This is a genomic window from Polaromonas sp. YR568 (genome assembly GCF_943371715.1).
Taxonomy (GTDB): Bacteria; Pseudomonadota; Gammaproteobacteria; order Burkholderiales; family Burkholderiaceae_C; genus Polaromonas.
This window is the reverse complement of the sequence record NZ_CALRVW010000025.1, coordinates 34,746-59,250: the sequence shown is the minus strand read 5'-3', so window position 1 is coordinate 59,250 and position 24,505 is coordinate 34,746. Positions and strand designations below refer to the sequence as shown.

Sequence of the window (24,505 nt, the reverse complement as noted above, 5' to 3'; positions counted from 1 at the left end):
TTGCGCGGGGTTCAGCGCGGCGCGGCCAACACGGCGCGCACCAGCGCGCTGCAGGGAGCGGTCAGTGTTTGCAGTTCGGCCGTGCGGTTGTTTTCGATGGCCTGCAGGACCAGCTCGTTGATACCGCCGATGACCGCCATGGCCAGGGTCGCGGTCAGCGCATCGTCCTGAGGCGTGTGCGGATGGCCGGCGCTGACCACCTGGGCCACAAAGTCGGCCATTTCCTGGTTCATCTGGCGCCGCACCTGCAGACCCTCGGGGCCCAGGCTGAGAATGTCGATGAACAGGGTGCGCAGCAGCGCCGGGTTGCTGGCCAGGCAGCCCAGGTAGGCGTCCATCGCGTGTTCGACCTGGGTCTTCCAGTCACGGCCGGGGTCGATGGCGCCCTTGAGCACCTTGAGCCCGCCGTGGCTGGCCGCCACGTAAAGCGCGATCAGGCAGTCTTTCTTGGTGGCAAAACACTCGTAAAACGTGCGTTTGGACACGCCGGCCTCGCGCACGATATCGGCTACCGTGGTGTCGGCATAACCTTTGAGCGCCACACTGTGCGCCATGCCCTCGAGCAGGCGCGAACGGTAGGCCCTGGCCGCTTCCATGCTGGTAGCGGAGATGTCCTCGGAATACATGGATCAGGCATCCTCAATACAAAGTTGAAACCATGGTGGTACTTGACAGTACCACAGCCTCAACCTATAGTCATTGTCATTGGTACTCTCAAGTACCAGTTTATACCCACGGGAGAAAATATGAGTGAACTGGTTGTACGCCGCCTGCTGATTGACCTTGAAACACCCCTGCCGCGGCACTGGTGTGGTGGCGACGCGTTTCGCACCGCATTTTTCAATGCGTTGTCCATGAGTTTTCCGGTCGGCGAGCAGTTTTTCATTGATTCGGTGCGCAACGGCCTCAAAGCCCTGCCGCCTGAATTGCAGGACCAGTACAAGGCCGAGGTCCAGGGGTTTATCGGGCAGGAGGCAACGCATCGCCGGGTTCACAGCCTCTTCAACAACCACCTGGAAAAACAGGGCCTGGTCAACGACTGGGCGCCGCGTGCCGAAAAAAACATGCAGCTGCTGGCCGGCACCAACCCGCGCCACGCGCTGGCCATCACCGCCGCCAACGAACACTTCACCGCGATTTTTGCCGAGTGGATGTTGCGCAACCATGACCTGCTCGACGGCTGCGAGCCGCGCCTGAAAACCATGTGGCTGTGGCACAGTGCCGAGGAGTCGGAGCACAAGAACACCGCCTTTGACCTGTATGCCGCGCTCGGCGGTAGCCACGAATGGCGCATCAAGTGGTTCCGCCGCATCACCTTTGTGTTCCTGACCGACACCCTGCGCCAGACCGTCAACAACCTGTACCACGACGGCACCTTGTGGAAGTGGCGCACCTGGAAAAGCGCCGCCAGCTACCTGTTCGGCCAGCGCGGACTGATCCGCCAGACCTTCAAACCCTGGCGCGAGTATCTGCGTACCGACTTTCACCCCAACCAGCAGAGCAGCGACCTGTCGGCGCGCTGGCTGGCCAGCAACACCAGCGCCTACACCCCGGTCGGCGCATAGGCCCACGCAGCCGCAACTCGGCAGCCCTTCATTTCATAGCGCATTCCCCTCCTGACAAGGGGCGGCGGCCCGATCCGGCCTGATTTTTTGCGAACCCTGCGTTTTCGCGGAAAATCATATGCATGCAACTCAATTACATCGCCAACGCCTCGGTCCGCTCCGCCTCGGGCAAAACCATTCCTGTGATCGATCCGTCCGACGGACAGGTGTTCGAAGAGATTCAGCGCAGCAATGCGCAGGACATTGACACGGCGGTCCAGGCCGCCCAAGACTGCCTGCACACGGTCTGGCACAAGGTCAGCGCCGCCGAACGTGGCCGGCTGCTGATGCGCCTGGCCGAAAAGGTGGAGCAGCATGCCGATGAACTGGCAATGATCGAGCAGCGCGACTGCGGCAAACCCACCAAGCAGGCCCGGGCCGACGCCGCCGCGCTGGTGCGTTATTTCGAGTTTTACGCCGGCGCCTGCGACAAGCTGCACGGCGAGACCCTGCCCTACCTGGACGGCTACAGCGTGATGACCTGGCGCGAGCCGCACGGCGTGACCGGCCACATCATCCCGTGGAACTACCCGATGCAGATTTTCGGCCGCAGCGTCGGCGGCGCCCTGGCTGCCGGCAACGTCTGCGTGGTCAAGCCGGCCGAAGACGCCTGCCTGTCGCTGATCCGCGTGGCCCAGCTGGCCGCCGAGGCCGGTTTTCCGGCCGGTGCGATCAACATCGTGACCGGTTACGGCCATGAAGTCGGCGACGCCCTGGCCCGCCACAAGGGCATCCACCACATTAGCTTCACCGGCAGCCCGACGGTGGGCACCCTGATCCAGCAGGTGGCGGCCGAACGCCATTGCCCGGTCACGCTGGAACTGGGCGGCAAAAGCCCGCAAATCGTTTTTGCCGACGCCGACCTGGAGCAGGCCATTCCTGCGCTGGTCAACGCCATCGTGCAAAACGCCGGCCAGACCTGCTCGGCCGGCTCGCGCCTGCTGATCGACCAGCAGATTTATGAACCGCTACTGGAACGCCTGGGCCAGGCCTTCGAGAAGCTGCGCGTCGGCCCCGCCACCATGGACCTGGACGTGGGCCCGCTGATCCGCCAGACCCAGCAGCAACGCGTCTGGGACTTTCTGAGCGATGCGCAGGTCGCAGGCATCCCCATGGTGGCGCAAGGCCAGATCGTGGACGAAGCGCCGGACACCGGTTTTTACCAGGCGCCGACCCTGCTGCGCGACGTCCCGGTGATGCACCGGCTGGCGCAGGAAGAAGTGTTCGGCCCAGTGCTCTGCGCGATGAGTTTCGAGGGCGAAGACCACGCGGTCGAACTCGCCAACGCCACCCAGTTCGGCCTGGTGGCCGGTATCTGGACCCGCGACGGCGGGCGCCAGTTCCGCATGGCCAAACGGGTCCAGAGCGGCCAGGTCTTCATCAACAACTACGGCGCCGGTGGCGGTGTGGAGCTGCCCTTCGGCGGCGTCAAGTCGTCGGGTTACGGGCGCGAAAAAGGCTTTGAGGCGCTGTACGGCTTCACCACGCTGAAGACCGTCGCCATCCGGCACGGCTGAACCCGTCCATCATTTTTCAAGACAAAACAGGCTGCAGCCCTTTCCGTTTGGGCGCTAGCAGCTATATCTTTTACAGCACCCAAGGAAACACCATGCGACTCCAGGACAAATCCATCATCGTCACCGGCTCCGGTGGCGGCATCGGCGAAGGCATTGCCAAACGCCTGGCCGCCGAAGGCGCGAAGGTCATCGTCAACGACATCAACACTGCCCTGGGTGAAAAAGTCGTGGCCGACATCGTCAAGGCCGGCGGCACCGCATCCTTCTTCAAGGCGGACGTAACAAAAACCGCCGAGGTCCAGGCGCTGGTGGCTGCGGCCGTGCAGCGTTACGGCAAGCTCGACGTGATGGTCAACAACGCCGGCTGGACGCATCGCAACCAGCCCGCGCTGGAAACCACCGAAGAAGAGTTCGACCGCTGCTACGCGATCAACGTGAAAAGCATCTATCTCTCGACCATCCACGCCACGCCGGTGTTCCGTGCCCAGGGCGGCGGCAGCTTCATCAACATCGCGTCCACCGCCGGCGTGCGCCCGCGCCCCGGCCTGACCTGGTACAACGGCTCCAAGGGTGCGGTCATCACGACCTCGAAATCGCTGGCGGCCGAGCTTGGCCCTGACAACATCCGCGTGAACTGCATCAACCCGGTGTTCAACCCAGACACCGCGCTGTCCACCCAGTTTGCCGGCGGCACGGTCACCGGCCCCGAAGGCGAAGCGCGCCGCGCCAAATTCCTGTCCAGCATTCCGCTCGGGCGCTTTTCGACGGCGCTCGACGTGGCCAACGCCGCGCTGTATCTGGCCAGCGACGAAGCGGCCTTCATCAGCGGTGTGTGTATCGAGGTGGACGGCGGCCGCTGCGTTTAAGCGCGGGCAGCAGGGGCAAGCGGCAGCCAAACGGCCGGCACGGCCCCAATGCGTTAAATTGCGGGTAAGAAGGTGCACATGACCGAGAAAAAAATCATTCCCCTCGCAGACATCCGCTACGCCGCGCGCGTGCCGCACATTCCTGCGCAGCTGCAGGCGCCCACCGGCCTGCTGGCCGACAGGCTGGCGCGGCCGCTGCACGACCTGCGCATCAGCGTGACCGACCGCTGCAACTTCCGCTGCAGCTACTGCATGCCCAGCGAAGTCTTCAACAAGGACTACGCGTTTTTGCCGCAGACCTCGCTGCTCAGTTTCGAAGAGATCACGCGCCTGACGAAAATTTTCGTCGCGCACGGTGTTGAGAAAATCCGGCTGACCGGCGGCGAGCCGCTGCTGCGCAAACACCTGGAGGTGCTGATCGGGATGCTGGCGCAGCTCAAGACGCCGCAGGGCAAACCGCTCGACATCACCCTGACGACCAACGGCTCGCTGCTGGTCAAGAAGGCCCAGGCCCTGAAAGACGCCGGCCTGCAGCGCGTCACGGTGAGCCTGGACGGGCTGGACGACGCGGTGTTCCGGCGCATGAACGATGTGGATTTTCCGGTGGCCGACGTGCTCAAGGGCATCGAGGTCGCGCACAAGGTGGGCCTGGCGCCCATCAAGGTCAACATGGTGGTCAAGCGCGGCACCAACGATGCCGAGATCCTGCCCATGGCCCGCCACTTCCGGAACTCCGGCGTGGTGCTGCGTTTCATCGAGTACATGGACGTGGGCGCCACCAACGGCTGGCGCATGGACGAGGTGATGCCCTCGGCCGAAGTCATCGAGCGCCTGCAGCAGGAGTTTGCGCTCGAAGCCATCGATCCCAACTACCTGGGGGAAACCGCCGAGCGCTGGCGTTATGCGGACGGCGGCGGCGAAATCGGTGTGATCAGCAGCGTGACCAAGGCCTTTTGCGGCGACTGCAACCGCGCGCGCCTGTCCACCGAAGGCAAGCTGTTCTTGTGCCTGTTCGCCCACCAGGGCCATGATTTGCGCACCCTGCTGCGCGACGGCAACTTTTCAGACGAGCAGATCTCCGGCGCCGTCGCCCACATCTGGCAGGGACGCGACGACCGGTATTCGGAGCTGCGCGCAGCGCTGCCGCCGGACGCCTCGGTGCCCGGCAGCGACGGCGCAAGGCGTGTCGAGATGAGCTACATAGGCGGCTGAATATGACCCCCACGTTCGCGCACTGCGTGTCGCTCTCTGCCCCCGAGGGGGCGCTGCGCCTGCGGCCCGGCAAAGCCGGTTCCGCGGCCCCGGCTGGCAAAGAATAGCTGTGGGCATTGAAGTGCTCGCGATGACGATTGGAACTCCATGATTGACACGATAGACGGCGCAGAAATCACCGGCATCATCCTTGCCGGCGGACGCGGCTCACGCATGGGCGGTGCCGACAAGGGCTTGCAGAATTTCAACGGTGTGCCGCTGGCCTTGCACACCTTGCTGCGCCTGTCGCCACAGGTTGGAGAAGTGATGGTCAATGCCAACCGCAACCTCGCGGCCTACGAATCGTTTGGCGTGCCGGTCTGGCCCGATGCGGCGGGGCTCGGCGAATTTTCCGGCCCGCTGGCCGGCTTTCTGACCGGGCTGGAGCGTTGCGAGACGCCCTACCTGCTGACCGTGCCCTGCGACACCCCGCTGTTCAGCGAGGACCTGGTCGCCCGCCTGGCCGAGGCGATGGCGCGCGAAGACGCCGACATTGCCGTGGTGGCCGCCCCCGAGGAAGATGGCCAGTTGCGCGCGCAGCCGGTCTTCTGCCTGCTGCGCACCCGCCTGCTGGAAAGCCTGATGCTGTTCACCACCAGCGGCGGGCGCAAGATCGATGCATGGACGGCGCAGCACAAAACCGTTCTGGTGCCCTTCAACAAGCCGGGCGACGACCCGCGCGCCTTCTTCAACGCCAACACGCTGGCCGAGTTGCACCAGCTCGAAGCCCTGCGCCCGTGAAAAGCATCGCCCAGATCGCCGCCGAACTGCAGGGCTACGATCCGCAGGCCCTGTCCGCTGCCGATGTGCTGCGCTTCCTGTCGCAGCTGGTCGAACCGGTGCAGGACGTGGTGGAGCTTCCGCTGTTTGAGGCGCTGGGCCGCGTGCTGGCGGCTGAGGTGGTCTCGCCGTTTGACGTGCCGCCGCACGACAACTCGGCCATGGACGGTTATGCCTTTGACGGCGCCGCCCTCGCCGCGGGCACAGCCCTGACCCTGAAAGTGGTCGGCACGGCACTGGCCGGTAAAGCCTGGCAGGGCACGGTCGGCGCCGGCGAGTGTCTGAAGATCATGACCGGCGCCATCATGCCGGCCGGGCTGGACACCGTGGTGCCGCAGGAATTTGTCAGCATCCAGGCCGACAACATCACCCTGCCCGCCCAACTGCTGCAGCCCGGCGACAACCGCCGGCTGCGCGGTGAAGACCTCATGCAGGGCCGGTCGGCGCTATCAAAAGGTGAGCTACTCACGCCTGCCCGGCTTGGGCTGGTGGCCTCTTTGGGCCTGAAAATCGTGAGCACCTTCCGGCCGCTGCGCGTGGCCTACTTTTCCACCGGCGATGAAATCCTCTCGCTGGGCGAAGCGCCGCGCGAAGGTGCAGTCTACGACAGCAACCGCTACACGGTGTTCGGCATGCTCACGCGGCTGGGCTGCGAGGTGATCGACATGGGCGTGGTGCGCGACGACCCGGCCCTGCTGGAAGCGGCCTTCACCCGGGCCGCGGCGCAGGCCGATGCCATCATCACGTCCGGCGGTGTCAGTGTCGGCGAGGCCGATTACACCAAGGCCATGATGAAAAAACTCGGCGACGTGGCCTTCTGGAAAATTGCCATGCGGCCCGGCCGGCCCATGGCCGTGGGCCGGATCTCTCAAGACAAATCGGCCTCCAGCCCAATGAATGCGGACGCAAGCAGCTATCAAACCAATAGCAACCCGAATGGCGCCATCCTGTTCGGTCTGCCCGGCAACCCGGTCGCGGTGATGGTGACATTTCTGGCTTTTGTACGCCCGGCCCTGCTGCAGATGATGGGCAGCACGGCCGCGGCGCCACCGCTGCTCAGGGCCCGCAGCCTGGAGCCCCTGCGCAAGAAGCCGGGCCGCACCGAGTACCAGCGCGGCTGGGTGTCCACCGCCGCCGATGGTTCACTGCAGGTCAGGACCACCGGCAACCAGGGCTCGGGTGTCCTCTCATCCATGGCGCAGGCCAATGGCCTGATCGTGCTGCACCATGCGCAGGGCAGCGTGGCCGTGGGCGAGGAGGTGGACGTGATGATGTTTGAAGGCAGTATTTAAGGCCCCCACGCTTTTCACTGCGTGTCATGCGCTGCCACCCGAGGCGGCCGCTGCGCCTGCGGCCCGGCGAAGCCGGTTCCGCGGCCCTGGCTGGTTTTGGAGGACCTCTTGCGGGCCTGAGCTACGCGAACCGCGCGAGCGTGGGGCCCTTTATTTGGCGATGAGTTCGCCGTGGCCGCCTTCGGCGGGTGACTCTTTTGCCACCGCCTTGTTGGCACCCGGAATCGTGCGGCGGGCAAACAGCGCGTACATGGTCGGCACCACGAACACGGTCAGCAGCGTGCCCAGCGACATGCCACCCACAATCACCCAGCCGATCTGGATGCGGCTTTCGGCGCCGGCCCCGGTGGCCAGCGCCAGTGGCAAGGCGCCCAGCACCATGGCGCCGGTGGTCATCAGGATGGGGCGCAGGCGCTGCGCGGACGCCTTGATCAGCGCCTCCAGCATGTCCATGCCCTGCCCGCGCAGCTGGTTCGTGAACTCGACAATCAGGATGCCGTGTTTGGTGATCAGGCCGACCAGCGTGATCAGCCCGATCTGCGAATAGACGTTGAGCGAACCGCCTGACAGCTTGAGCGCTATCAGCGCACCAATCATCGACAGCGGCACCGACAGCATGATCACCAGCGGATCGATGAAACTTTCAAACTGCGCGGCCAGCACCAGGAAAATGAAGACCAGTGCCAGCACGAACACGATGGCCAGCGCTCCCTGGGAGTTCTTGAACTCGCGTGAGGTGCCGTTCAGGTCGGTGCTGTAGCCGGGCTTGAGGACCTTGGCCGAGATCTCATTCATGAAGGTCAGCGCCTGGCCCAGCGAATAGTCGGGCGCCAGGTTGGCAGTGATGGAGGCGGCCCGCCGCTGGCCGAAGTGGTTGAGCTCGCGTGGCGACACCGCCTCGCGCACCGTGACCAGGCTGGACAGCGGAATCATCGCATCGCTGCGGCCGCGCACATAAATGCCCTCGATGTCTTCGGGCGTGCTGCGGCCACTGGCCTCGGTCTGCACGATCACGTCGTACTGCTCGGCGTCGCGTTTGTAGCGTGTCACGTTGCGCCCGCCCAGCATGGTCTCGATCGCCTTGGCCACCACTTCCACGCTGACGCCCAGATCGGCAGCCTTCTCGCGGTTGACGTCGATGCGCAACTCGGGCTTGTTCAGGCGCAGGTCCGACACCGGCGACTGGATGCCCGGGTTTTTGGCGACCTCCGCGAGGATCTGCTCCACCACCCGGTCCAGGTTTTCGTAGCTGTCCGAGGTCTGGATCACAAAATTGAGGGGCCGCTCGCGAAAGCCCTGGCCAAGCGAAGGCGGCGTGATCGGAAAGGCGGTGACGCCGGGCAGGCTGGCAAACTTGGGCTGCAGTTCGCGTGCCATCTCCAGCGTGCTGCGCTTGCGGTCATCCCAGTCCACCGTGCGGTAGATGACACTGGCCTGCGACACGGTGGGGTTGCCGATGCTGGCAAAAATCCGGTCGAACTCCTTGTAGGGCTGGCCCATTTTTTCCAGCGCCTGCGCATAACGGTTGGTGTAGTCCAGCGTGGCGCCGTCGGGCGCATTGACCGTGGCCAGGATGGTGCCCCGGTCTTCCAGCGGCGACAGTTCCTGCTTCATGGTCGGGAAAATCAGCAGGATGGCCAGCGCACTGGCCAGCATGACACCCACCACGATCCAGCGCGCCTGCAGCACCCACGCCCTGACTTTTCCGCCGCCCGCTGCACCCGGACCGGGCACCGGCTGGTAACGCCGCGTGAGCACCCAGCGCAGTGCGCTGGCGTATCGGTCGGAGACTGCATTGAGGAAGCGCTCCATGCTGCGGTCAAAAACATTCGGTGCCGGGTTGTGCTTGAGCAGCTTGGCGCACAACATGGGCGTCAGGGTCAGCGCCACAAAGCCCGACACGACCACCGCGCCGGCCAGCGCCAGCGCAAACTCGACAAACAGCCGGCCGGTCCGTCCCGGGGTGAAGGCCAGAGGCGCGTAAACCGCCACCAGCGTCGCCGTCATGGTGATCACGGCAAAACCGATTTCGCGCGCGCCCTTGATGGCCGCCGAAAACGGGTCCAGCCCTTCCTCGATGTGGCGGAAGATGTTTTCCAGCATCACGATGGCATCGTCCACCACCAGACCGATGGCCAGCACCAGCGCCAGCAGGGTCAGGGTGTTGATGGTGAAGCCCGCCAGCGCCATCAACGCAAAGGTGCCGATCAGGCTGACCGGGATGGTGATGATGGGAATGATGGACGCGCGGAAGGTGCGCAGGAACACAAAAATCACCAGCGCCACCAGCGCCACCGCTTCGGCAATGGTCTGGTACACGTTTTTGACCGAACGGTCGATGAACACCGAGTTGTCGTTGGCGATGTCGATGTTGACTTCCGGCGGCAGGTCGGCCTTGAGCTGTGGAATCATGTTGCGCACGCCCTGCGACAGGTCCAGCGGGTTGGCCGTGGCCTGGCGGATCACACCGGCCCCGATGGCCGCCCGGCCGTTGAGCCGCACGCCGCTGCGCTCATCGGCCGCCCCTTCCTCGACACGCGCCACATCGCGCACCTTGACCGGGAAGCCGTTGACGCTGCGGATCACCACCTCGCCGAACTGCTCGGGACGCACCAGGCCGGTCTCGGAGGTCACGCTGAACTCGCGTTGCTGCGACTCGATGCGGCCGGCTGGAACCTCCAGGTTGCTGCGGCGGATGGCGTCCTCGATGTCCTGCGTCGTGAGGCGGTAGGCCGCCATCTTGCGGGGATCGAGCCAGACCCGCATCGCGTATTTGCGTTCACCGAAGATGCGCACATCGGCCACACCGGTCACGGTTTGCAGGCGCGGCTTGACGATGCGGTTGACGAGGTCGTTGATCTGCAGCCGGGTCAGGCTGTCGCTGGTGAAAGCGAGCCAGATCACCGGAAACGCATCGGCCTCGACCTTGGCAATCACCGGCTCCTCAATCGACTGCGGCAACCTGTTGCGCACCCGCGAGGTGCGGTCGCGCACCTCGGCGGCCGCGGCGTCGGCGTCTTTTTCGAGGCGGAAACGCACGGAAATCTGGCTCTGGTCGGCGCGACTGATCGAGGTCAGCACATCCACCGCGTCGATGCCGGCGATCGAGTCCTCGAGCGGCTTGGTCACCTGGGATTCGATCACCTCGGCCGAGGCACCCGGATAACGCACGCTGACCGTCACCACCGGCTCATCGATCTTCGGGTACTCGCGCACCGTCAGGCGCTGGAAACTGACCGCACCGATCAGCACGATCAGCAGGGACAGCACGGTGGCAAACACCGGGCGGCGGATCGAGACTTCAGCCAGTTGCATCAGAGGGGTCCAGTCAGGGGGATGGCTTCGGACTCAGGCCGGCTTGCGTGTCGCCCGGGCCCGGGCTTCAGGCATGGCTTCGTTCGGAGCCGGTGCCGGAGCACTGCTGCGTGACGCTCCGGACAGCGCAGGCGCGGGACCCGCCTCACGCATGCCCACCAGGCAGGGGTTGGCACCGCCCATGGGTTTTTCCGGCAGCACACGCACAGCCTCGGGCGCTGCCGCCGCCACTGGCGCGGCGGCAGACCCGCCATCGGACGGCCGCGAGGCAGCGGGCGCGCTCAGATCCACCACCCGCACGGTCATGCCGTCACGCTGAATGCGTTGCTGGCCGGTGGTGACCACCATGTCGCCGGGCTCCAGCCCACTGGTGATTTCCGCCTGACCTGGCCGCCGGATACCCACCTGCACCGCCACTCGCCGCGCGACCCAGGTCTGGGCTTCCGGTCCGGGCTGCAGCTTGATGACATATTGCTTGTCGCCCTGCGGCACCAGCGCTTCTTCCGGAATGACCCGGGCGTTGTCCCGCTCGCCGAACACCGCGTTGACACGGGCAAACATGCCGGGACGCAACTGCAGCTGCCGGTTGTCGATGCAGGCCCGCACCGCCACCGAGCGGCCGTTGGCGTCGATCAGCGGATCGATCGCCTGCACCACCGCCGTGTATTTCCGTCCCGGCAGTGCATCCATGTCCACCAGGGCGGTCTGGCCGCGCTTGAGTTTGTTCTGGAAACGCTCGGGCAGGCGGAAGTCGACAAACACCGCGTCGATGTCTTCAATATTGACAATGTCGGCCCCGTCCTTGAGGTAGTCGCCGGGGTTGACCTGGCGGATACCGGCAATGCCGTCGAAGGGCGCGACGATTTTGAGCCTGGCGGCGGTGGCCCTGGCCAGCGACAACCTGGCCTGCGCCACCTGCAGATTGGCCGCGCTTTCATCGAGGGAACGCTGGCTGACAAAGTTTTGCGCGACCAGTTCCTGGTTGCGCTTCTGGTTGGCCTGGGCGATGGACAACTCGGCCTGGCTTTGCTGCACCTGCGCCAGCGGCAACTGGTCGTCAAACTGCACCAGCACCTGCCCCTTGCGCACGCGCTGGCCGTCGGTGAAATTGAGCTGGGTGATGCGGCCGCTGACCTCGGGGCGCAGCACCACGCTGCGCCGTGAACGCAGGCTGCCGACGGCCTGGGCGTCATCCACGAGTTTCACGACCGTGACCCTGGCGGCCTCAACCGTCGGTCGCGCACCCGCTGCCGGCTGCGATGCCCCCGTCGACGCAGCCTTGGCCGGTGCCTTGTTCTGGTACCACCATGCGGCACCGGACAGGCCGGCAATGCCGAGCACCGCGACGACGGAATAAATTGCTTTTGATGCCATGGGGAAACGGTTGATGAAGATCAAAACTTTGACAATCGATCAATGTAACAGCAGGTTGCGCCACCTGCGTCATCAGGGGGAAATCCCGAGCAAAATCGGGGCCGGATTTACGCCGCCTTTACATTGACACCATCAACCGCCGCCACTCCCGGCAGGGTCAGCCCCTGGACAGCGCCAGAACCACACCCTTGTTCGCCAGGGCATCGGCGCGTTCGTTGCCGGGGTCACCGGCATGGCCCTTGACCCAGCGCCACTCGATGGTGTGGCCACTGCTGGTGATCAGGTTGTCAAGTTTTTGCCAGAGATCGATGTTTTTCACCGGCTGTTTGGCCGCAGTACGCCAGCCGCGCGCTTTCCAGCCGCTGATCCATTCGGTGATGCCCTTGCGCACGTATTCACTGTCGAGGTACAGCGTGACACGGCAGGGACGCTTGAGCGCGGCCAGCGCTTCGATGACCGCCGTCATCTCCATGCGGTTGTTGGTGGTGCCCATCTCGCCGCCAAACAGCTCCTTGACCGTGTCACCGCTGGTCAGCATCGCGCCCCAGCCACCGGGGCCAGGGTTGCCCTTGCAGGCGCCGTCGGTATAAATCACCACATGTTGGGCGGTGGTCGGCGGAAGATCAGTCATGCGTTGCGAAAGTCCATGGTTGTTGTTCTGGGAAAAAGGAAATGATCAGGGCGAGTCGGGGCGGCGCACCTGGTTGGCTATGACCACCGGAGCCTGGGCCGTGGCCTTCTGCGTTTTCCAGTTGGGCTCAAGCAGGCGCATGCCGCGCACGCGCTTGACGGCTACCAGGAAATACATCGCGCCGAAAATCGGCCACCAGCGTTCGCCGGCCTTGTCCATCCAGGCAAAGCGTTCCAGCGATGCCAGCCGGCTCACGGCCGGCCGGTAGCAGCCGAACCGGGCGGACTCGACTTCAAAACTGAGCAGGCGCAGCCAGTCGCGCAGGCGCCAGTAGCCAATGAACTCGCCGGCCTCGGGCAGAAAGAGTTCGCCGTAACCGAGGCGCCGGTAAAAGTGCGCGCGCCGCTGGCGCAGGCCCCACAGGCTGGCCGGGTTCAGGCCGCTGATCACCACGCGGCCCTCGGGCACCAGCACACGTTCGACTTCGCGCAAGGTCGCATGGGGGTCGCTGCTGAGCTCCAGCGTGTGCGGCAGCAGCACGAGGTCGAGGCTGTTCTCGGGAAAGGGCAAGGCGGCTGGATGGGTCAGCAGGGCCACACGCGGGGAACTTGCGCCAGGTGCGGGGATCGGACTGGCGTCACCGCTTGCGCTGGCTCCGGCAAGAAGTTCCGACTCCGTGCCCTGCAGTGCCAGCCATTTGTGCGGCATGCGGTTGCTGCGCAACGCGTCGAGCTCGGGCAGGCCCAGTTGCAAGGCGTGGTAGCCAAACATGTCGGCCACGGCCTCGTCGAATCGCTCACGCTCCCACGCCAGCAAATACTCGCCGGGCGGGGTTTTGAACCAGTTTGTGAAACCTATAATTTGAGAGCCCATCGAGACCGCTGCATGTACCTGATTCCCATCCCTGCTTTTGACGACAACTACCTCTGGCTGCTGCACGACGGCCGGCGCGCCCTGGTGGTCGATCCCGGCGACGCGCAGCCGGTGCTTCGCACGCTGCAGGACAGGCAACTGCAATTAGAGACGATTTTAGTCACGCACCACCACCCCGATCACACCGGGGGCGTTGATGCGCTGCGCGAAGCCACCGGCGCGAAGGTGTTCGGCCCGGCCCGCGAGCGCATCCCCACGCCTTTCACCCCCCTCCAGGACGGCGACACGGTGCAGGCGCTGGACCTTGATTTCCGGGTGATCGACGTGCCGGGCCACACCGCCGGCCATATTGCGTTTTACTGCCCCCGCGTGGACGGTCGGCCCCTGCTGTTCTGCGGCGACACGCTGTTTTCCGGCGGCTGCGGACGCCTGTTCGAGGGCACGCCGGCGCAGATGCTGGCGTCGCTGGACCGTCTAGCCGCCCTCCCCGGGGACACCCGCGTCTGCTGCACGCATGAATACACGATGGGCAATCTGCGTTTTGCGCTGGCGGTAGAACCTGACAACCGCGAGCTGATTGGTTACCATGCACGTTGTGCCGCTTTGAGAGACGACGGGGAACCCACCTTGCCCACCTCGATTGCCCAGGAGTTGCTGATCAACCCCTTTTTGCGTACCCGACAGGCCACGGTCATGGCCGCCGCCCGGCGCTTTGATCCGGCGGCGCATGACGACAACACCGTATTTGCCGCCATCCGGCAGTGGAAGAACCAATTCAAATGACCGAGCCGCAGCCAGCGTTTTTCAACCCCTCCCCCGTTTCTCCGGCTTTTTTTCCGGCTTTCTCCGACCGTCTTGCACGGCTGCTTTCCCCCCTCAGAACCTTCGCTGTCTCCGTCGCCGTGGTCGTGCTCGCCGGCTGTGCCAGCAGCAACAGCAAGCTCGGCCTGCCCGATGACCCGGTCCTGAGCACCTCGCCATCGGCGAGCCAGCCGGTCTATCCAGGCGGCCCCTTGTCGCCCATCCATTCGGCCCAGACCCCGTCGAGCGCTGTGGCCAGCCTGCAGCCGCCTGCCGATCTGTGGGAACGCATCCGCCGCGGCTTCGCCATGCCCAACCTCGAAAGCGAGCTGGTGACCGACCGCGAGCAGTGGTATGCCAGCCGGCCGGACTACATCCAGCGCATGACGGAGCGCTCGAGCAAATACCTCTTCCACATCGTCGAAGAACTCGAACGCCGCAACATGCCGACCGAACTCGCGCTGCTGCCCTACATTGAAAGCGCCTTCAATCCGCAGGCCGTCTCCAGCGCCAAGGCTGCCGGCATGTGGCAGTTCATGCCGGCCACCGGCAAGTACTTCGACCTGAAACAGAACGCCTTCCGCGACGACCGCCGCGATGTGCTGGCCTCGACGCGTGCCGCGCTCGACTACCTGCAGAAACTGCACGGCATGTTTGGCGACTGGCATCTGGCCCTGGCCGCCTACAACTGGGGCGAAGGCAGTGTGGGCCGCGCCATCGCCAGAAACAAGAAGGACGGCCTGGGCACCGGTTACATGGACCTGCGCATGCCCGACGAGACGCGTCTCTATGTGCCCAAGCTGCAGGCGGTCAAGAACATCGTGGCCAACCCGCAGAACTTCCGTGCCGAATTGCCACTGATTGAAAACCATCCCTACTTCCAGCAGGTCCAGATCACCCGTGACATCGATGTGGCGCTGGCTGCGAAGCTGGCCGACGTGGAAATCAGCAACTTCAAGGCCCTCAACCCGTCGGCCCATCGCCCCGTGATTCTGGCGGCCGGCATGCCCCACATCCTGTTGCCCTGGGACAATGCCAAGATCTTCCAGCGCAACTTCGAGGCCTACTCCCAGGGGCAATACGCCAGCTGGACGGCCTGGACCGCCCCTGCGACCCTGAGCGTCAGCGACGCCGCCAGGCGTGTCGGCATGAGCGAGAACGACCTGCGCGGCGTCAACAACATTCCACCCCGCATGCTGATCAAGGCGGGGTCGACCCTGATGGTGTCGCGCAACGCAAAAATGGACAACGACGTGACCAGCCATGTCGCCGACACCGCGCAGATGACGCTGGCGCCGGAAATCGTCACGCGCCGGAGCACCGTGAAGGCGCGCAAGGGCGAAACCGTGGCCAGCATTGCCAGGCGTTACGGCCTGAGTGCGGACGCCGTTGCCGAGTGGAACAAGGTCGGTGCTTCAGCGGCTTTCAAGCTCGGGCAACAGGTGGTGGTGTTCCTGCCGGTCAAGGCCGCCAGTGCGGCCAGGCCCAGGGCCGGCAAGGCCGGGGTCCAGGCGGTCAGTCGTGCGCCGGGCAAGGCCGGGGTACAAGCCGTCAAGCGTGCGCCGGGCAAAACGGTGATCAAGACCAAAAAGCGCTAGGACCCTTCGGAAAATGGCGCCATGATCCACTTCCGCCTGCGCCTGCAGCCATCGGTCAAGCAGCCCTAGGATCACCCGCGCCATGGCCGTCAGCAAGCCCGGAAAGCCAGTCAAGCCCAGCGCTGTCTTTCGGTCCCTGTTCACCATCGGACTGCTGGCCGTCGCCATTGGCATGACGCTGCTGGTGATGTCCCTGAACCAACGGTCCTTGCTGCCTGCGGGAGCCGCAGCCCTGCTGCTCGGGGTTGTTCTGGTGGGCAGTTATCTGACCGACCGGCTCCAGGCCGAAGCTTTTGTGGACCCCCTGGCCTTCGAGCCTCCCTGGAGCAAGCTGGCAAGGGGCGCGGGGCCGCCGCGGCTGCCTGCTCCCGGCAAGCTTGCCGTCGCCCCCGGCACGGCCTTTTCCCTCGACAAGCTGATGGACTTTCCCGCCGCCCCCGCAACCAGCCGACCCGCCCCATCAACGCCAGCTGCCCGAAGCGGGCCAGCGCCAACGCCAGCGCCAGCGCCTGTGGCGCAGCCCTCATGGACGCCGGCCCTGTTTGACCAGGTGTCGGCGCAGCAGTTTGACGCGGTGTGTGAAGCGCTGTTTGCACAGGGCGGCTTTGAGATCCGGGGCCAGTCTCATGGCGCAGCCGGCGGCGTGACCTTATGGCTTTACTCGCGTCATGCGCAGCAGGGCAAGGACAGCCCGGCGGCAGTGGCCTGGTGCAAGCAGTGGTCGGGCCAGCCGGTGGGCGTGCGCGAACTGCAGCCCCTGCTCGATCTGTTGCGCTCGCGCCAGCTCAAGCGCGGCACCTGCGCGACGTCGTCGGTCTGCAGCGAGAATGCGCGCAAGTTTGCGAAGGACAACGGCATCAACCTGATGGACCGCACCGGTCTGCTGGCGCTGATTGCCGGACGTACCCCCGCCCAGCAACAGGCCCTGCTGGCGTTGGCGCGGGCAAAACGCTGAAGACCCGAAGCGCCTTCTGCCGCGCGGATGCCTAGAGCTTGAGCGAGCCGGTCCCGAACAGACCGAGCAGACCCATGATGATCAGGTAAATCGCCACGATGAAGTTGAGCAGGCGCGGCATGATCAGGATCAGGATGCCTGCAATCAGGGAGACGACGGGACCGATGCTGAGATGGAGATTCATGGGGAGATTCCTTGCGCGAGTGAATGAATGTCGCCAGCCGTGAGGGCACGGCGGCGTGGCTGGCACCAATGTAGCCACCGGCCCGCCGCGTGTATGTAGGACGATACGACCAGATCGAAGAATCAGACCATCAGACCATCAGGCCCGGTCGGCCGGTGCCAGCGGTGGAGGCGGCAGCATCGCCGCCAGAAAACCCGGCAGCGGCCGGCCCTGCGACCGCAGGTAGGCCGCCATCGCGCCGGCCACCTGGCGCACGGCCGGCCGCCGCGAAAGCCGCTCGCGCCAGGCCAGCAGGCGCGGCGTGAGTCCATCCATCGCGGCGCCCATGCGTTCGCCGAACAGCTGCGCCATGTAAAACGCGATGTCTGCAAAGGAATAGGCGCCGGCCAGGTAATCACGTTCCGCGAGCAGGGCCTCCATCTTCAGGTAAAAAAGTGCGGACGCCTCGCGCGCCGCAACCGCCACCGGATCCTGCGGCTGGTCCTGCAGGCTCATCAGGCGGACGATGGGCGGGAAATACACTTCGTCCGACTGGTGCTCGAGCAGACGCGCCCGGGCTTTCGCAGCAACCCCTGCCGGCCACAGCGCGGGTTCGGGCTGCAGCTCTTCGAGGTATTCAAAAATCTGGGTCGAGTCGAAGAGTTCCAGCGCGCCATGCACCAGCACCGGCACCTGCTGCCTGGGGTTGATGCGCAGCACCTCGGGATGTTTGGGCTGGTACAGGCGCTGCATGTCAAAGGGCACCATGACCAGTTCGACGTCCAGCCCTTTTTCCAGCGCGGCGATCTGCACCTTGGCGCCGAACATGCTGAGCGGCCCGGAGTACAGGCGTATCGGTGCAGAAAGATGTTCCATCAGAGTTTCTCCGTCTCCCCGGTGCGGGGTTGCCATTTCATGAGCTTGCGTTCGATGCGTCCGACGATGCCGTCGAGCACCAGCGCAAACGCCGTCAGCACCACGATCCCGGCAAACACGGTGTTGACGTCGAAGGTGCCTTCGGCCTGCAGGATCAGGTAACCGACGCCGCGCGCCGAACCGAGGTATTCGCCCACCACGGCCCCGACAAAGGCCAGGCCGACAGAAGTATGCAGACTGGAAAACACCCAGCTGGTGGCGCTGGGCAGGTAGACGGTGCGCAGCAACTGTCGTTGGTTCGCGCCCAGCATCCTCGCATTGGCCAGCACCACCGGGCTGACCTCCTTGACGCCCTGGTAGACATTGAAAAACACAATGAAGAACACCAGCGTGACCGCCAGCGCCACCTTGCTCCAGATGCCCAGGCCGAACCACATCGCAAAAATCGGCGCGAGGATCACGCGCGGCATCGAGTTGGCGGCCTTGATGTAGGGATCCATGATCGCGCTGGCCATGGGCGCCAGTGCCAGCCACAGGCCGCAGGCCAGGCCCAGCACGGTGCCGATGCCGAAGGCCAGCACGGTCTCGAGCAGCGTCGTACCCAGGTGCAGGTAGATGTCGGCGTTGCCCGGCAGGCCGTCCGGGAACAGCAGACTGGGGCCGAAGCCGAAAGGCATGAACCAGGACCAGACACGCCCCGCCACCTTGACCGGCTCGCCGAGGAAAAACGCCAGCTGCTGGTCGCGTGAGGCCAGCTGCCACAGGCCCAGGAACACCACCAGCATGCCGATTTGCCAGACACGCAGGTTTTTGTCAGAGGGCTTGAGAACGGACCACATGCAGTTCAGACCTTTCGGAGTTGCTGGGCGTAGCCCTTGAGCACCTCGTCGCGCAACACGTCCCAGATCTGCGTGTGCAGCTCGATGAAACGCGGCTGGGTACGCACCTCGGCGACGTTGCGCGGGCGCGGCAGGTCGATCAGGAACTCACCCATGGGCACCGTGGCCGGGCCGGCCGACAGCACCACCACGCGGTCGCTCATGGCAATCGCCTCGTCGAGGTCATGCGTGATGAACAGCACCGCCTTCCTTTTGGCCGCCCACAGGTCCAGCACCTCGTTTTCCATGAGCTGGCGGGTCTGGATGTCGAGCGCCGAAAAAGGCTCGTCCATCAGGATGATGTCGGGGTCCAGCGCCAATACCTGCGCGAGCGCGGTGCGCTTGCGCATGCCGCCCGACAGCTGGTGCGGGTAACGGTCGCCGAAACCGCTCAGGCCGACCCGCTCCAGCCAGGCCTGCGCCTGCGCACGCGCCTCGGCATCGGGCACACCGCGGTACTGCAGGCCGACCATGACGTTGGTTATCGCGCTGCGCCAGGGCATCAGCGCCTCGGTCTGGAACATGTAGCCGGCGCGGGTATTGATGCCCGCCAGCGGCTGGCCGAACACCTTCACCGTACCGGAGGTGGGCGGCAGCAGGCCCGCACCGATGTTGAGCAAGGTGGACTTGCCGCAACCGGTCGGCCCCACCACCGAGACAAATTCGCCCGCCCGTATGCGCAGCGTGGATGCACCGACAGCGGTGTAGGCCTGGCCCGCATCGTCCCGCGCGCGGAAGGTGCAGGTGACGGCCAGCAGTTCAAGCGCGTGGTCGGTGGCGGATGGCGGCATGGTTGGATTGTGTACGCGAACGAGGCAGGTTCATTACACGAGAATGGCAAGAGAAGTTGCTGTGGGGCTGCATACCAGCCGGGGCCGCGGAACCGGCTCCGCCGGGCCGCAGGCGCAGCGACCCCCCAGGGGGGCAGCGTAGTACACGCAGTGACAAGCGTGGGGGCCTGTTTATGCCTTGAACTTGTCCTTGGCGCGCCGGGCAAACTCGTTGGTATAGGTCTTGGCCAGGACAATCCTGTCGGCCTTGATGCTGGGATCAAAACTGGCCAGGGCCTTGAGCGCCGTCCTGGCACCTTCTTCAGGAATGAGGCCGTCCAGCGCAATCGCGTCACGCACCTTGTTGAAGGACGCCAGGTACAGGCCCCGGTCGCCGAGCAGGTAGTTGTCGGGCACGGTCTTGATGATGTCGCCGGGCCCGGCCGTTTGCAGCCACTTCAGGCCATGCACGATGGCATTGGCCAGCGCCTGGCAGGTGTTGGGATTTTTCTGGATGAAGTCCAGCGGGGCGTACAGGCAGGCCGCCGGCATGGGACCGCCAAACACGTCGATCGTGCCTTTGAGCGTGCGCGTGTCCGAGATGATTTTCACATCGCCTTTTTGCTCCAGCATGGTCATCACCGGATCGGTGTTGCTCATGGCGTCGATCTGGCCGGAACGCAGGGCCGCCAACGCACCGGCAGACGTTCCGACACCGATGAAACTCACATCACTGGCCTTGAGCCCGGCGCGCGACAGCACCAGGTTGGCCATCATGTTGGTGGACGAGCCTGGTGCGGACACGCCTATTTTTTTACCTCTGAGGTCGGCCACCGTTTTGTAGCTGGGCATGTTTTTGGTGGACACGCCAAAGGCAATCTGCGGCGCCCGGCCCTGCAGCACAAAGGCCTGGAACATCTGGTTCTTCGACTGCAGGTTGATGGTGTGTTCGTAGGCACCCGACACCACATCGGCCGAGCCGCCCACCACGGCCTGCAGCGCCCGTGCACCGCCGGCAAAGTCGCTGATCTCCACATCCAGGCCTTCCGCCTTGAAGTAGCCCAGTTGCTCGCTGATGGTCAGCGGCAGGTAATAAAACGCTGCCTTGCCGCCCACAGCCAGCGCGATTTTTGTTTTTTCCAGCTTGCCTTGCGCGCGCAGGACCGGAAAGGCCAGGGAAGCGGCACCGAGTGCGGCCGCACTGGCGAAAGTCCTGCGGTTGACGGTGAGATGGTTCATGGGGCGGGTTCTCTCTCTGATTTTTTTGGCTTCGGAAAGAGCTTAGCCAGCGCGAAAAAAAACCGCATCGGTATCATCCCGTGCGGGTTTGTACGGAACGGTTTCTGGTTACCAGACGTTACCGATAGCCCAGAAAAAGAATGCCGATGTTGACCAGCAGTGCGAGGAACCAGATCACGCTGCGGCTCTTGGCCATGTCGGCGACGTACATCATGACGTAGGCGATACGCAGCACGACAAACACAAACGCAAACACGTCGAGCCGCACCTGCGAGGCCTGAAGCTGGTGCGCAATGATCACGGCGGCAAAAAAGAAGGGCAAGGCTTCAAAAGTGTTGGCCTGCGCATGGTTGGCACGCGCGCGCCAGTCCGTCTGGCGCGCCAGCCAGGCACGCGGGTTGTGGTTGTCGAAGCCGCCCCTGTTCGCCGGGGTCGTCATCGTGCCCCACTTGGCCAGCGCCGCGCAGGCGATCGGCAACAAGGCTGCGGCCAGCAGGCACCAGTAGGCCACGGTGAAACGTGCATAAGTCATTGAAAAGTGCCTTTCTGGCTTGCAGTCATGGAGAAGTGGGCGCGGTCAGCTATAAAAATGGTAGCAGATAAATGGGCACAGCCGTGCGCTAGCGGCGATCCACCAGCGCATGGGCAATCGTGCCGAGGTCCACATATTCGAGCTCGCTGCCCACCGGCACGCCCCGCGCCAGGCGGGTGACCTGCACGCCGCGGCTTTTGAGCGCCTGCGCGATCACATGCGCAGTGGCCTCGCCTTCGGCGGTGAAGTTAGTGGCCAGGATGACTTCCTGCACCTCACGCTCTGCGGCAGCGGGCGGATCACCCTGCGCGTCCCTGGGCAACACGCGGTCGAACAGCTTTTGCAGGCCGATGTCGTGCGGGCCGATGCCGTCGAGCGGGCTGAGCTTGCCCATCAGCACAAAGTACAGGCCGCGGTAGGCCAGCGTGCGCTCAAGCGCCGCCTGGTCGGCCGGTGTTTCGACCACACACAGCTTGCTGCGGTCACGCGCCGGGTTGGCGCAGGTGCTGCAGATGTTGAGCTCGGTCAGCGTGTTGCACAGCGCGCAGTGTTTGACGCTGTGCACCGCATGTTCGAGTGCGCGGGCGATCTGCAATGCGCCGGGCTTGTCGTGCTGCAGCAGATGAAACGCCATGCGCGCGGCCGACTTCGCGCCCACGCCCGGCAGGCGCCGCAGCGCCTGGGTCAGGCCCTCAAGGGCATTGGAGTCAGCCATGCGGGACAGCGCCTGCGGCGCATGCATAACTACAGACCAGACCAGCCGGGGCCGCGGAACCGGCTTTGCCGGGCCGCAGGCGCAGCGGCCCCCTCGGGGGGCAGAGAGCTACGCGCAGCGAGCGAACGTGGGGGTCCAAAACTTCTAGAAGGGGAGTTTCATCCCGCCGGGCAGTCCCGGCATGCCGGCCGTGAGCTTGCCCATTTTTTCCTGGCTCAGGTCTTCGGCCTTGCGCACGGCCGCGTTGAAGGCGGCGGCCACCAGGTCTTCGAGCATGTCCTTGTCGTCGGTCAGCAGGCTGGGGTCGATCTCGACACGCTTGACGTCGTGTTTGCAGGTCATGGTGACCTTGACCATGCCGTTGCCGGACTCCGCCGTGACTTCAATGAACGCCAGCTCGTCCTGGGCCTTTTTCAGGTTGTCCTGCATGGCCTGCGCCTGCTTCATAAGGCCGGCGAGTTGTCCTTTGTTGAACATGTCTTTTTTCCTTTAAAACTTGATGGTAATCATATCGGCTTGCCCGCCACCGGGGCGAGCGGTTTGATGCTGCCCGGGACAATTCTGGCACCCCAGTCGCGCATCATGTCCTGCACAAACGGGTCGTTCTGAATAGTCTCCTCGGCCAGGCGTTGCCGCTCCTGCGCGGCCGCGGCATTGCGCCGCGCCGGCGAATCGCCGACCGGGCCGAGTTCGACCACCAGTGTCGGCGCCTGGCCGCTGTCCTGCAGCGCGGCCTGCAGGGCCAGCTGGAGTTTTTCGCGCGCGGCGGCCTGGTTCAGCGACTCGCGTTCCACGCGCAGAGTCCAGACCCCGTCGGCCTGCGTGCGCAGCTCGGACTGCAGCGCCAGTTCGCGCGCCAGCGCACCTATCGTTTCGGCAGCCACCATGCGGTTGACCAGCGCCGTCCAGACGTCGCCGAGCGGGCTGTTCGTGAAAAGGGGTGCGGCAGGCGCCGGCGCAGCGGCGGCGACCGGTACGGGCGCCGATGCCGATGCCGGTGCCGGCGCCGGCGCCAGTACCACCGCCGAAGCCGGCATGGGCAAGGCGTCTTCCCACGGCAAGGGTTCCCGTGACGCTACAAAATCAGGAGCTGCTGGCGCCCGCTGCACAAGGGCGGAAGGCCGATTTCCCTCCAAAGATTGGCGGACCGGCGGTGCAGCCACCGGCGGGCGAACTGGCACCGGGGCAGCGACAGGCGCGGCCACCGGACGGGCGGCCACAACGCTGGCCGGCGCCCTCTCAGGCTGGGACTTTTTTGGGGGCTCGACGGCGACCCCCTGTGCGGCGGCTGCCGTCGTCGCGCCCGGGGGCTTGAAGGCCAGCAGGCGCAACAGCACCATAGTCAGCGCTGCATAGTCGTCGGGCGCAAGGCCCAGCTCGGCCCGGCCATGCAGGCACAGGCTGTACAGCAGTTGTGTTTCGTCGGCCGGCATGGTTTGCGCCAGGCGCGCGGTGGCAGCGATCTCGGGGTCGGAATCGTCGTCGCCTGCGTCGATGCCGGGCACCGCCTGCAGCACCGCCATGCGCTGCAGCACGGTAGCCATTTCCTCGAGGGTGGAGGCGGCGCTCAGGCCATTGAGGCGCAGCACCTCGGAAGTCTCGACCACACTTTTGCCATCACCGCGTGCCAGCGCATCGAGCAACTGGAACACATAACTGCGGTCCACGCTGCCCAGCATCTGGCGCACGCTGGCTTCCTGCAGCTGGCCCGAGCCGAAGGCGATCGCCTGGTCGGTCAGCGACAGCGCGTCGCGCATGGAGCCACGTGCAGCGCGCGCCAGCAGGCGCAGGGCCTGCGGCTCGGATTCGATGTTTTCAGCGCGCAGCACCTGCGTCAGGTGTTCAAGAATGGTTTCCGGCGCCATCGGGCGCAGGTTGAACTGCAGGCAGCGCGACAGCACCGTGGCCGGCACCTTCTGCGGGTCGGTCGTGGCCAGCACAAACTTGAGGTACTCGGGAGGCTCTTCCAGCGTCTTGAGCATGGCGTTGAACGCCGTGTTCGTCAGCATGTGCACCTCGTCGATCATGAAGACCTTGAAGCGCCCCACTACCGGCTTGTAGACCGCCTGCTCAAGCAACTGCGCAATCTCGTCGACGCCGCGGTTGGAAGCCGCGTCGAGCTCGGTGTAATCAACGAACCGGCCGCTGTCGATGTCGGTGCAGGCCTGGCACACGCCACACGGCGTGGCGGTGATGCCGCCCTGTCCGTCCACGCCCACGCAGTTCAGCGACTTAGCCAGGATGCGCGAGATGGTGGTCTTGCCGACGCCGCGCGTGCCGGTGAACAGGTAGGCATGGTGCAGTCGCTGCGTGCCCAGTGCGTTGCTGAGCGCCTGCACCACATGCGACTGCCCGACCATTTCAGAAAAATTCCGGGGGCGGTATTTGCGGGCAAGGACGAGGTAGGACATCGGATGATTCTAAAGCGCGGGCCGCAGGGTTTTTATGGTCACAGCTCTTTAAGTCCCGGCTCCC

The 24,505-nt window shown here is 64.9% G+C and carries 23 protein-coding genes; 9 read left to right on the top strand and 14 right to left on the bottom strand.

Annotated elements, in window-relative coordinates:
* Positions 1-11: 11 nt before the first annotated feature.
* Positions 12-626, bottom strand: a complete 615-nt coding sequence (locus AAG813_RS16170) for a TetR/AcrR family transcriptional regulator (RefSeq protein ID WP_341916695.1) — start codon at positions 624-626, stop codon at positions 12-14.
* A gap of 120 nt (positions 627-746) precedes the next feature.
* Here AAG813_RS16170 and AAG813_RS16165 point away from each other — a divergent pair, with 120 nt between their 5' ends.
* The 6 genes from AAG813_RS16165 (at position 747) to glp (ending at position 7,310) form a co-directional block, all read left to right on the top strand.
* Entirely contained in the window at positions 747-1,565 is an 819-nt protein-coding gene (locus AAG813_RS16165) for a metal-dependent hydrolase (protein ID WP_341916694.1), read from the top strand.
* A gap of 122 nt (positions 1,566-1,687) precedes the next feature.
* Entirely contained in the window at positions 1,688-3,121 is a 1,434-nt protein-coding gene (locus tag AAG813_RS16160) for an aldehyde dehydrogenase family protein (protein WP_341916693.1), read from the top strand.
* Between the two features lie 92 nt (positions 3,122-3,213).
* Positions 3,214-3,987 (top strand): SDR family oxidoreductase, encoded by a 774-nt coding sequence (locus tag AAG813_RS16155; RefSeq protein WP_096662609.1) that lies wholly within the window; start codon positions 3,214-3,216, stop codon positions 3,985-3,987.
* A gap of 78 nt (positions 3,988-4,065) precedes the next feature.
* Complete coding sequence (moaA, locus tag AAG813_RS16150) at positions 4,066-5,199, top strand: GTP 3',8-cyclase MoaA (protein ID WP_341916692.1); 1,134 nt, start codon at positions 4,066-4,068, stop codon at positions 5,197-5,199.
* A 147-nt stretch (positions 5,200-5,346) separates the two neighbouring features.
* Positions 5,347-5,979 carry a molybdenum cofactor guanylyltransferase MobA gene (gene mobA / locus AAG813_RS16145; RefSeq protein ID WP_341916691.1) on the top strand — a complete coding sequence of 211 codons (633 nt, stop codon included), beginning with the start codon at positions 5,347-5,349 and terminating at the stop codon, positions 5,977-5,979.
* Positions 5,976-7,310, top strand: a complete 1,335-nt coding sequence (gene glp, locus AAG813_RS16140) for a gephyrin-like molybdotransferase Glp (RefSeq protein WP_341916690.1) — start codon at positions 5,976-5,978, stop codon at positions 7,308-7,310. The genes mobA and glp overlap by 4 nt, the downstream gene beginning before the upstream one ends.
* Before the next feature lie 150 nt (positions 7,311-7,460).
* On the opposite strand, the gene AAG813_RS16135 is transcribed toward glp, so the two are convergent.
* The 4 genes from AAG813_RS16135 to AAG813_RS16120 all read right to left on the bottom strand — a co-directional run bounded on the left by AAG813_RS16135 (position 7,461) and on the right by AAG813_RS16120 (position 13,503).
* On the bottom strand, positions 7,461-10,625 hold the full coding sequence (locus tag AAG813_RS16135; RefSeq protein WP_341916689.1) for an efflux RND transporter permease subunit: 3,165 nt from the start codon (positions 10,623-10,625) through the stop codon (positions 7,461-7,463).
* A 33-nt stretch (positions 10,626-10,658) separates the two neighbouring features.
* Positions 10,659-11,999 (bottom strand): efflux RND transporter periplasmic adaptor subunit, encoded by a 1,341-nt coding sequence (locus tag AAG813_RS16130; RefSeq protein ID WP_341916688.1) that lies wholly within the window; start codon positions 11,997-11,999, stop codon positions 10,659-10,661.
* Between the two features lie 157 nt (positions 12,000-12,156).
* Positions 12,157-12,630 (bottom strand): ribonuclease HI, encoded by a 474-nt coding sequence (gene rnhA / locus AAG813_RS16125; RefSeq protein ID WP_341916687.1) that lies wholly within the window; start codon positions 12,628-12,630, stop codon positions 12,157-12,159.
* Positions 12,631-12,675: 45 nt separating this feature from the next.
* The gene (locus AAG813_RS16120) at positions 12,676-13,503 is read right to left on the bottom strand and encodes a methyltransferase domain-containing protein (protein ID WP_341916686.1); all 828 of its coding nucleotides are present in this window, start codon (positions 13,501-13,503) and stop codon (positions 12,676-12,678) included.
* A 12-nt stretch (positions 13,504-13,515) separates the two neighbouring features.
* On the opposite strand from AAG813_RS16120, the gene gloB reads away from it, so the two are divergent.
* From gloB to AAG813_RS16105, 3 genes are all read left to right on the top strand, one after another.
* Positions 13,516-14,286 carry a hydroxyacylglutathione hydrolase gene (gene gloB / locus AAG813_RS16115; protein ID WP_341916685.1) on the top strand — a complete coding sequence of 257 codons (771 nt, stop codon included), beginning with the start codon at positions 13,516-13,518 and terminating at the stop codon, positions 14,284-14,286.
* Positions 14,283-15,902 (top strand): transglycosylase SLT domain-containing protein, encoded by a 1,620-nt coding sequence (locus tag AAG813_RS16110; RefSeq protein ID WP_341916684.1) that lies wholly within the window; start codon positions 14,283-14,285, stop codon positions 15,900-15,902. Before gloB ends, AAG813_RS16110 begins: the two co-directional genes overlap by 4 nt.
* 82 nt (positions 15,903-15,984) lie before the next feature.
* A complete protein-coding gene (locus AAG813_RS16105; RefSeq protein ID WP_341916683.1) occupies positions 15,985-16,857 on the top strand; it encodes a restriction endonuclease in 873 nt (290 codons plus the stop codon).
* A gap of 31 nt (positions 16,858-16,888) precedes the next feature.
* Here the strand turns inward: AAG813_RS16105 and AAG813_RS16100 are convergent, their stop codons facing one another.
* The 9 genes from AAG813_RS16100 to dnaX form a co-directional block, all read right to left on the bottom strand.
* Positions 16,889-17,041, bottom strand: coding sequence for a DUF3096 domain-containing protein (locus AAG813_RS16100; protein WP_341916682.1), 153 nt, complete (start codon positions 17,039-17,041; stop codon positions 16,889-16,891).
* Positions 17,042-17,179: 138 nt separating this feature from the next.
* Positions 17,180-17,896: a glutathione S-transferase family protein gene (locus tag AAG813_RS16095; protein ID WP_341916681.1), complete on the bottom strand. Its 717-nt coding sequence runs from the start codon at positions 17,894-17,896 to the stop codon at positions 17,180-17,182.
* Complete coding sequence (locus AAG813_RS16090) at positions 17,896-18,735, bottom strand: ABC transporter permease (RefSeq protein WP_341916680.1); 840 nt, start codon at positions 18,733-18,735, stop codon at positions 17,896-17,898. Before AAG813_RS16090 ends, AAG813_RS16095 begins: the two co-directional genes overlap by 1 nt.
* A 5-nt stretch (positions 18,736-18,740) precedes the next feature.
* On the bottom strand, positions 18,741-19,565 hold the full coding sequence (locus tag AAG813_RS16085) for an ABC transporter ATP-binding protein (RefSeq protein WP_341916679.1): 825 nt from the start codon (positions 19,563-19,565) through the stop codon (positions 18,741-18,743).
* Positions 19,566-19,736: 171 nt separating this feature from the next.
* Positions 19,737-20,783 carry an ABC transporter substrate-binding protein gene (locus AAG813_RS16080; RefSeq protein ID WP_341916678.1) on the bottom strand — a complete coding sequence of 349 codons (1,047 nt, stop codon included), beginning with the start codon at positions 20,781-20,783 and terminating at the stop codon, positions 19,737-19,739.
* A 118-nt stretch (positions 20,784-20,901) separates the two neighbouring features.
* A complete protein-coding gene (locus tag AAG813_RS16075; RefSeq protein ID WP_341916677.1) occupies positions 20,902-21,315 on the bottom strand; it encodes an MAPEG family protein in 414 nt (137 codons plus the stop codon).
* A gap of 88 nt (positions 21,316-21,403) precedes the next feature.
* Positions 21,404-22,030, bottom strand: a complete 627-nt coding sequence (gene recR / locus AAG813_RS16070; protein ID WP_341916676.1) for a recombination mediator RecR — start codon at positions 22,028-22,030, stop codon at positions 21,404-21,406.
* Between the two features lie 144 nt (positions 22,031-22,174).
* Entirely contained in the window at positions 22,175-22,507 is a 333-nt protein-coding gene (locus AAG813_RS16065; protein WP_096662652.1) for a YbaB/EbfC family nucleoid-associated protein, read from the bottom strand.
* A 29-nt stretch (positions 22,508-22,536) separates the two neighbouring features.
* Positions 22,537-24,441, bottom strand: coding sequence for a DNA polymerase III subunit gamma/tau (gene dnaX, locus AAG813_RS16060; protein WP_341916675.1), 1,905 nt, complete (start codon positions 24,439-24,441; stop codon positions 22,537-22,539).
* Between the last annotated feature and the right edge of the window lie 64 nt (positions 24,442-24,505).

Excerpts from the sequence above, each read along its gene's own strand:
- AAG813_RS16120 (WP_341916686.1), bottom strand. The coding sequence starts at position 13,503 with ATGGGCTCTCAAATTATAGGTTTCACAAACTGGTTCAAAACCCCGCCC.
- AAG813_RS16095 (WP_341916681.1), bottom strand. The coding sequence starts at position 17,896 with ATGGAACATCTTTCTGCACCGATACGCCTGTACTCCGGGCCGCTCAGC.
- AAG813_RS16160 (WP_341916693.1), top strand. The coding sequence starts at position 1,688 with ATGCAACTCAATTACATCGCCAACGCCTCGGTCCGCTCCGCCTCGGGC.
- AAG813_RS16065 (WP_096662652.1), bottom strand. The coding sequence starts at position 22,507 with ATGTTCAACAAAGGACAACTCGCCGGCCTTATGAAGCAGGCGCAGGCC.
- gloB (WP_341916685.1), top strand. The coding sequence starts at position 13,516 with ATGTACCTGATTCCCATCCCTGCTTTTGACGACAACTACCTCTGGCTG.
- AAG813_RS16080 (WP_341916678.1), bottom strand. The coding sequence starts at position 20,783 with ATGAACCATCTCACCGTCAACCGCAGGACTTTCGCCAGTGCGGCCGCA.
- AAG813_RS16100 (WP_341916682.1), bottom strand. The coding sequence starts at position 17,041 with ATGAATCTCCATCTCAGCATCGGTCCCGTCGTCTCCCTGATTGCAGGC.
- mobA (WP_341916691.1), top strand. The coding sequence starts at position 5,347 with ATGATTGACACGATAGACGGCGCAGAAATCACCGGCATCATCCTTGCC.
- AAG813_RS16165 (WP_341916694.1), top strand. The coding sequence starts at position 747 with ATGAGTGAACTGGTTGTACGCCGCCTGCTGATTGACCTTGAAACACCC.
- AAG813_RS16085 (WP_341916679.1), bottom strand. The coding sequence starts at position 19,565 with ATGCCGCCATCCGCCACCGACCACGCGCTTGAACTGCTGGCCGTCACC.
- AAG813_RS16090 (WP_341916680.1), bottom strand. The coding sequence starts at position 18,735 with ATGTGGTCCGTTCTCAAGCCCTCTGACAAAAACCTGCGTGTCTGGCAA.
- AAG813_RS16135 (WP_341916689.1), bottom strand. The coding sequence starts at position 10,625 with ATGCAACTGGCTGAAGTCTCGATCCGCCGCCCGGTGTTTGCCACCGTG.
- AAG813_RS16105 (WP_341916683.1), top strand. The coding sequence starts at position 15,985 with ATGGCCGTCAGCAAGCCCGGAAAGCCAGTCAAGCCCAGCGCTGTCTTT.
- AAG813_RS16110 (WP_341916684.1), top strand. The coding sequence starts at position 14,283 with ATGACCGAGCCGCAGCCAGCGTTTTTCAACCCCTCCCCCGTTTCTCCG.
- AAG813_RS16130 (WP_341916688.1), bottom strand. The coding sequence starts at position 11,999 with ATGGCATCAAAAGCAATTTATTCCGTCGTCGCGGTGCTCGGCATTGCC.
- moaA (WP_341916692.1), top strand. The coding sequence starts at position 4,066 with ATGACCGAGAAAAAAATCATTCCCCTCGCAGACATCCGCTACGCCGCG.
- dnaX (WP_341916675.1), bottom strand. The coding sequence starts at position 24,441 with ATGTCCTACCTCGTCCTTGCCCGCAAATACCGCCCCCGGAATTTTTCT.
- AAG813_RS16155 (WP_096662609.1), top strand. The coding sequence starts at position 3,214 with ATGCGACTCCAGGACAAATCCATCATCGTCACCGGCTCCGGTGGCGGC.
- recR (WP_341916676.1), bottom strand. The coding sequence starts at position 22,030 with ATGGCTGACTCCAATGCCCTTGAGGGCCTGACCCAGGCGCTGCGGCGC.
- AAG813_RS16170 (WP_341916695.1), bottom strand. The coding sequence starts at position 626 with ATGTATTCCGAGGACATCTCCGCTACCAGCATGGAAGCGGCCAGGGCC.
- AAG813_RS16075 (WP_341916677.1), bottom strand. The coding sequence starts at position 21,315 with ATGACTTATGCACGTTTCACCGTGGCCTACTGGTGCCTGCTGGCCGCA.
- rnhA (WP_341916687.1), bottom strand. The coding sequence starts at position 12,630 with ATGACTGATCTTCCGCCGACCACCGCCCAACATGTGGTGATTTATACC.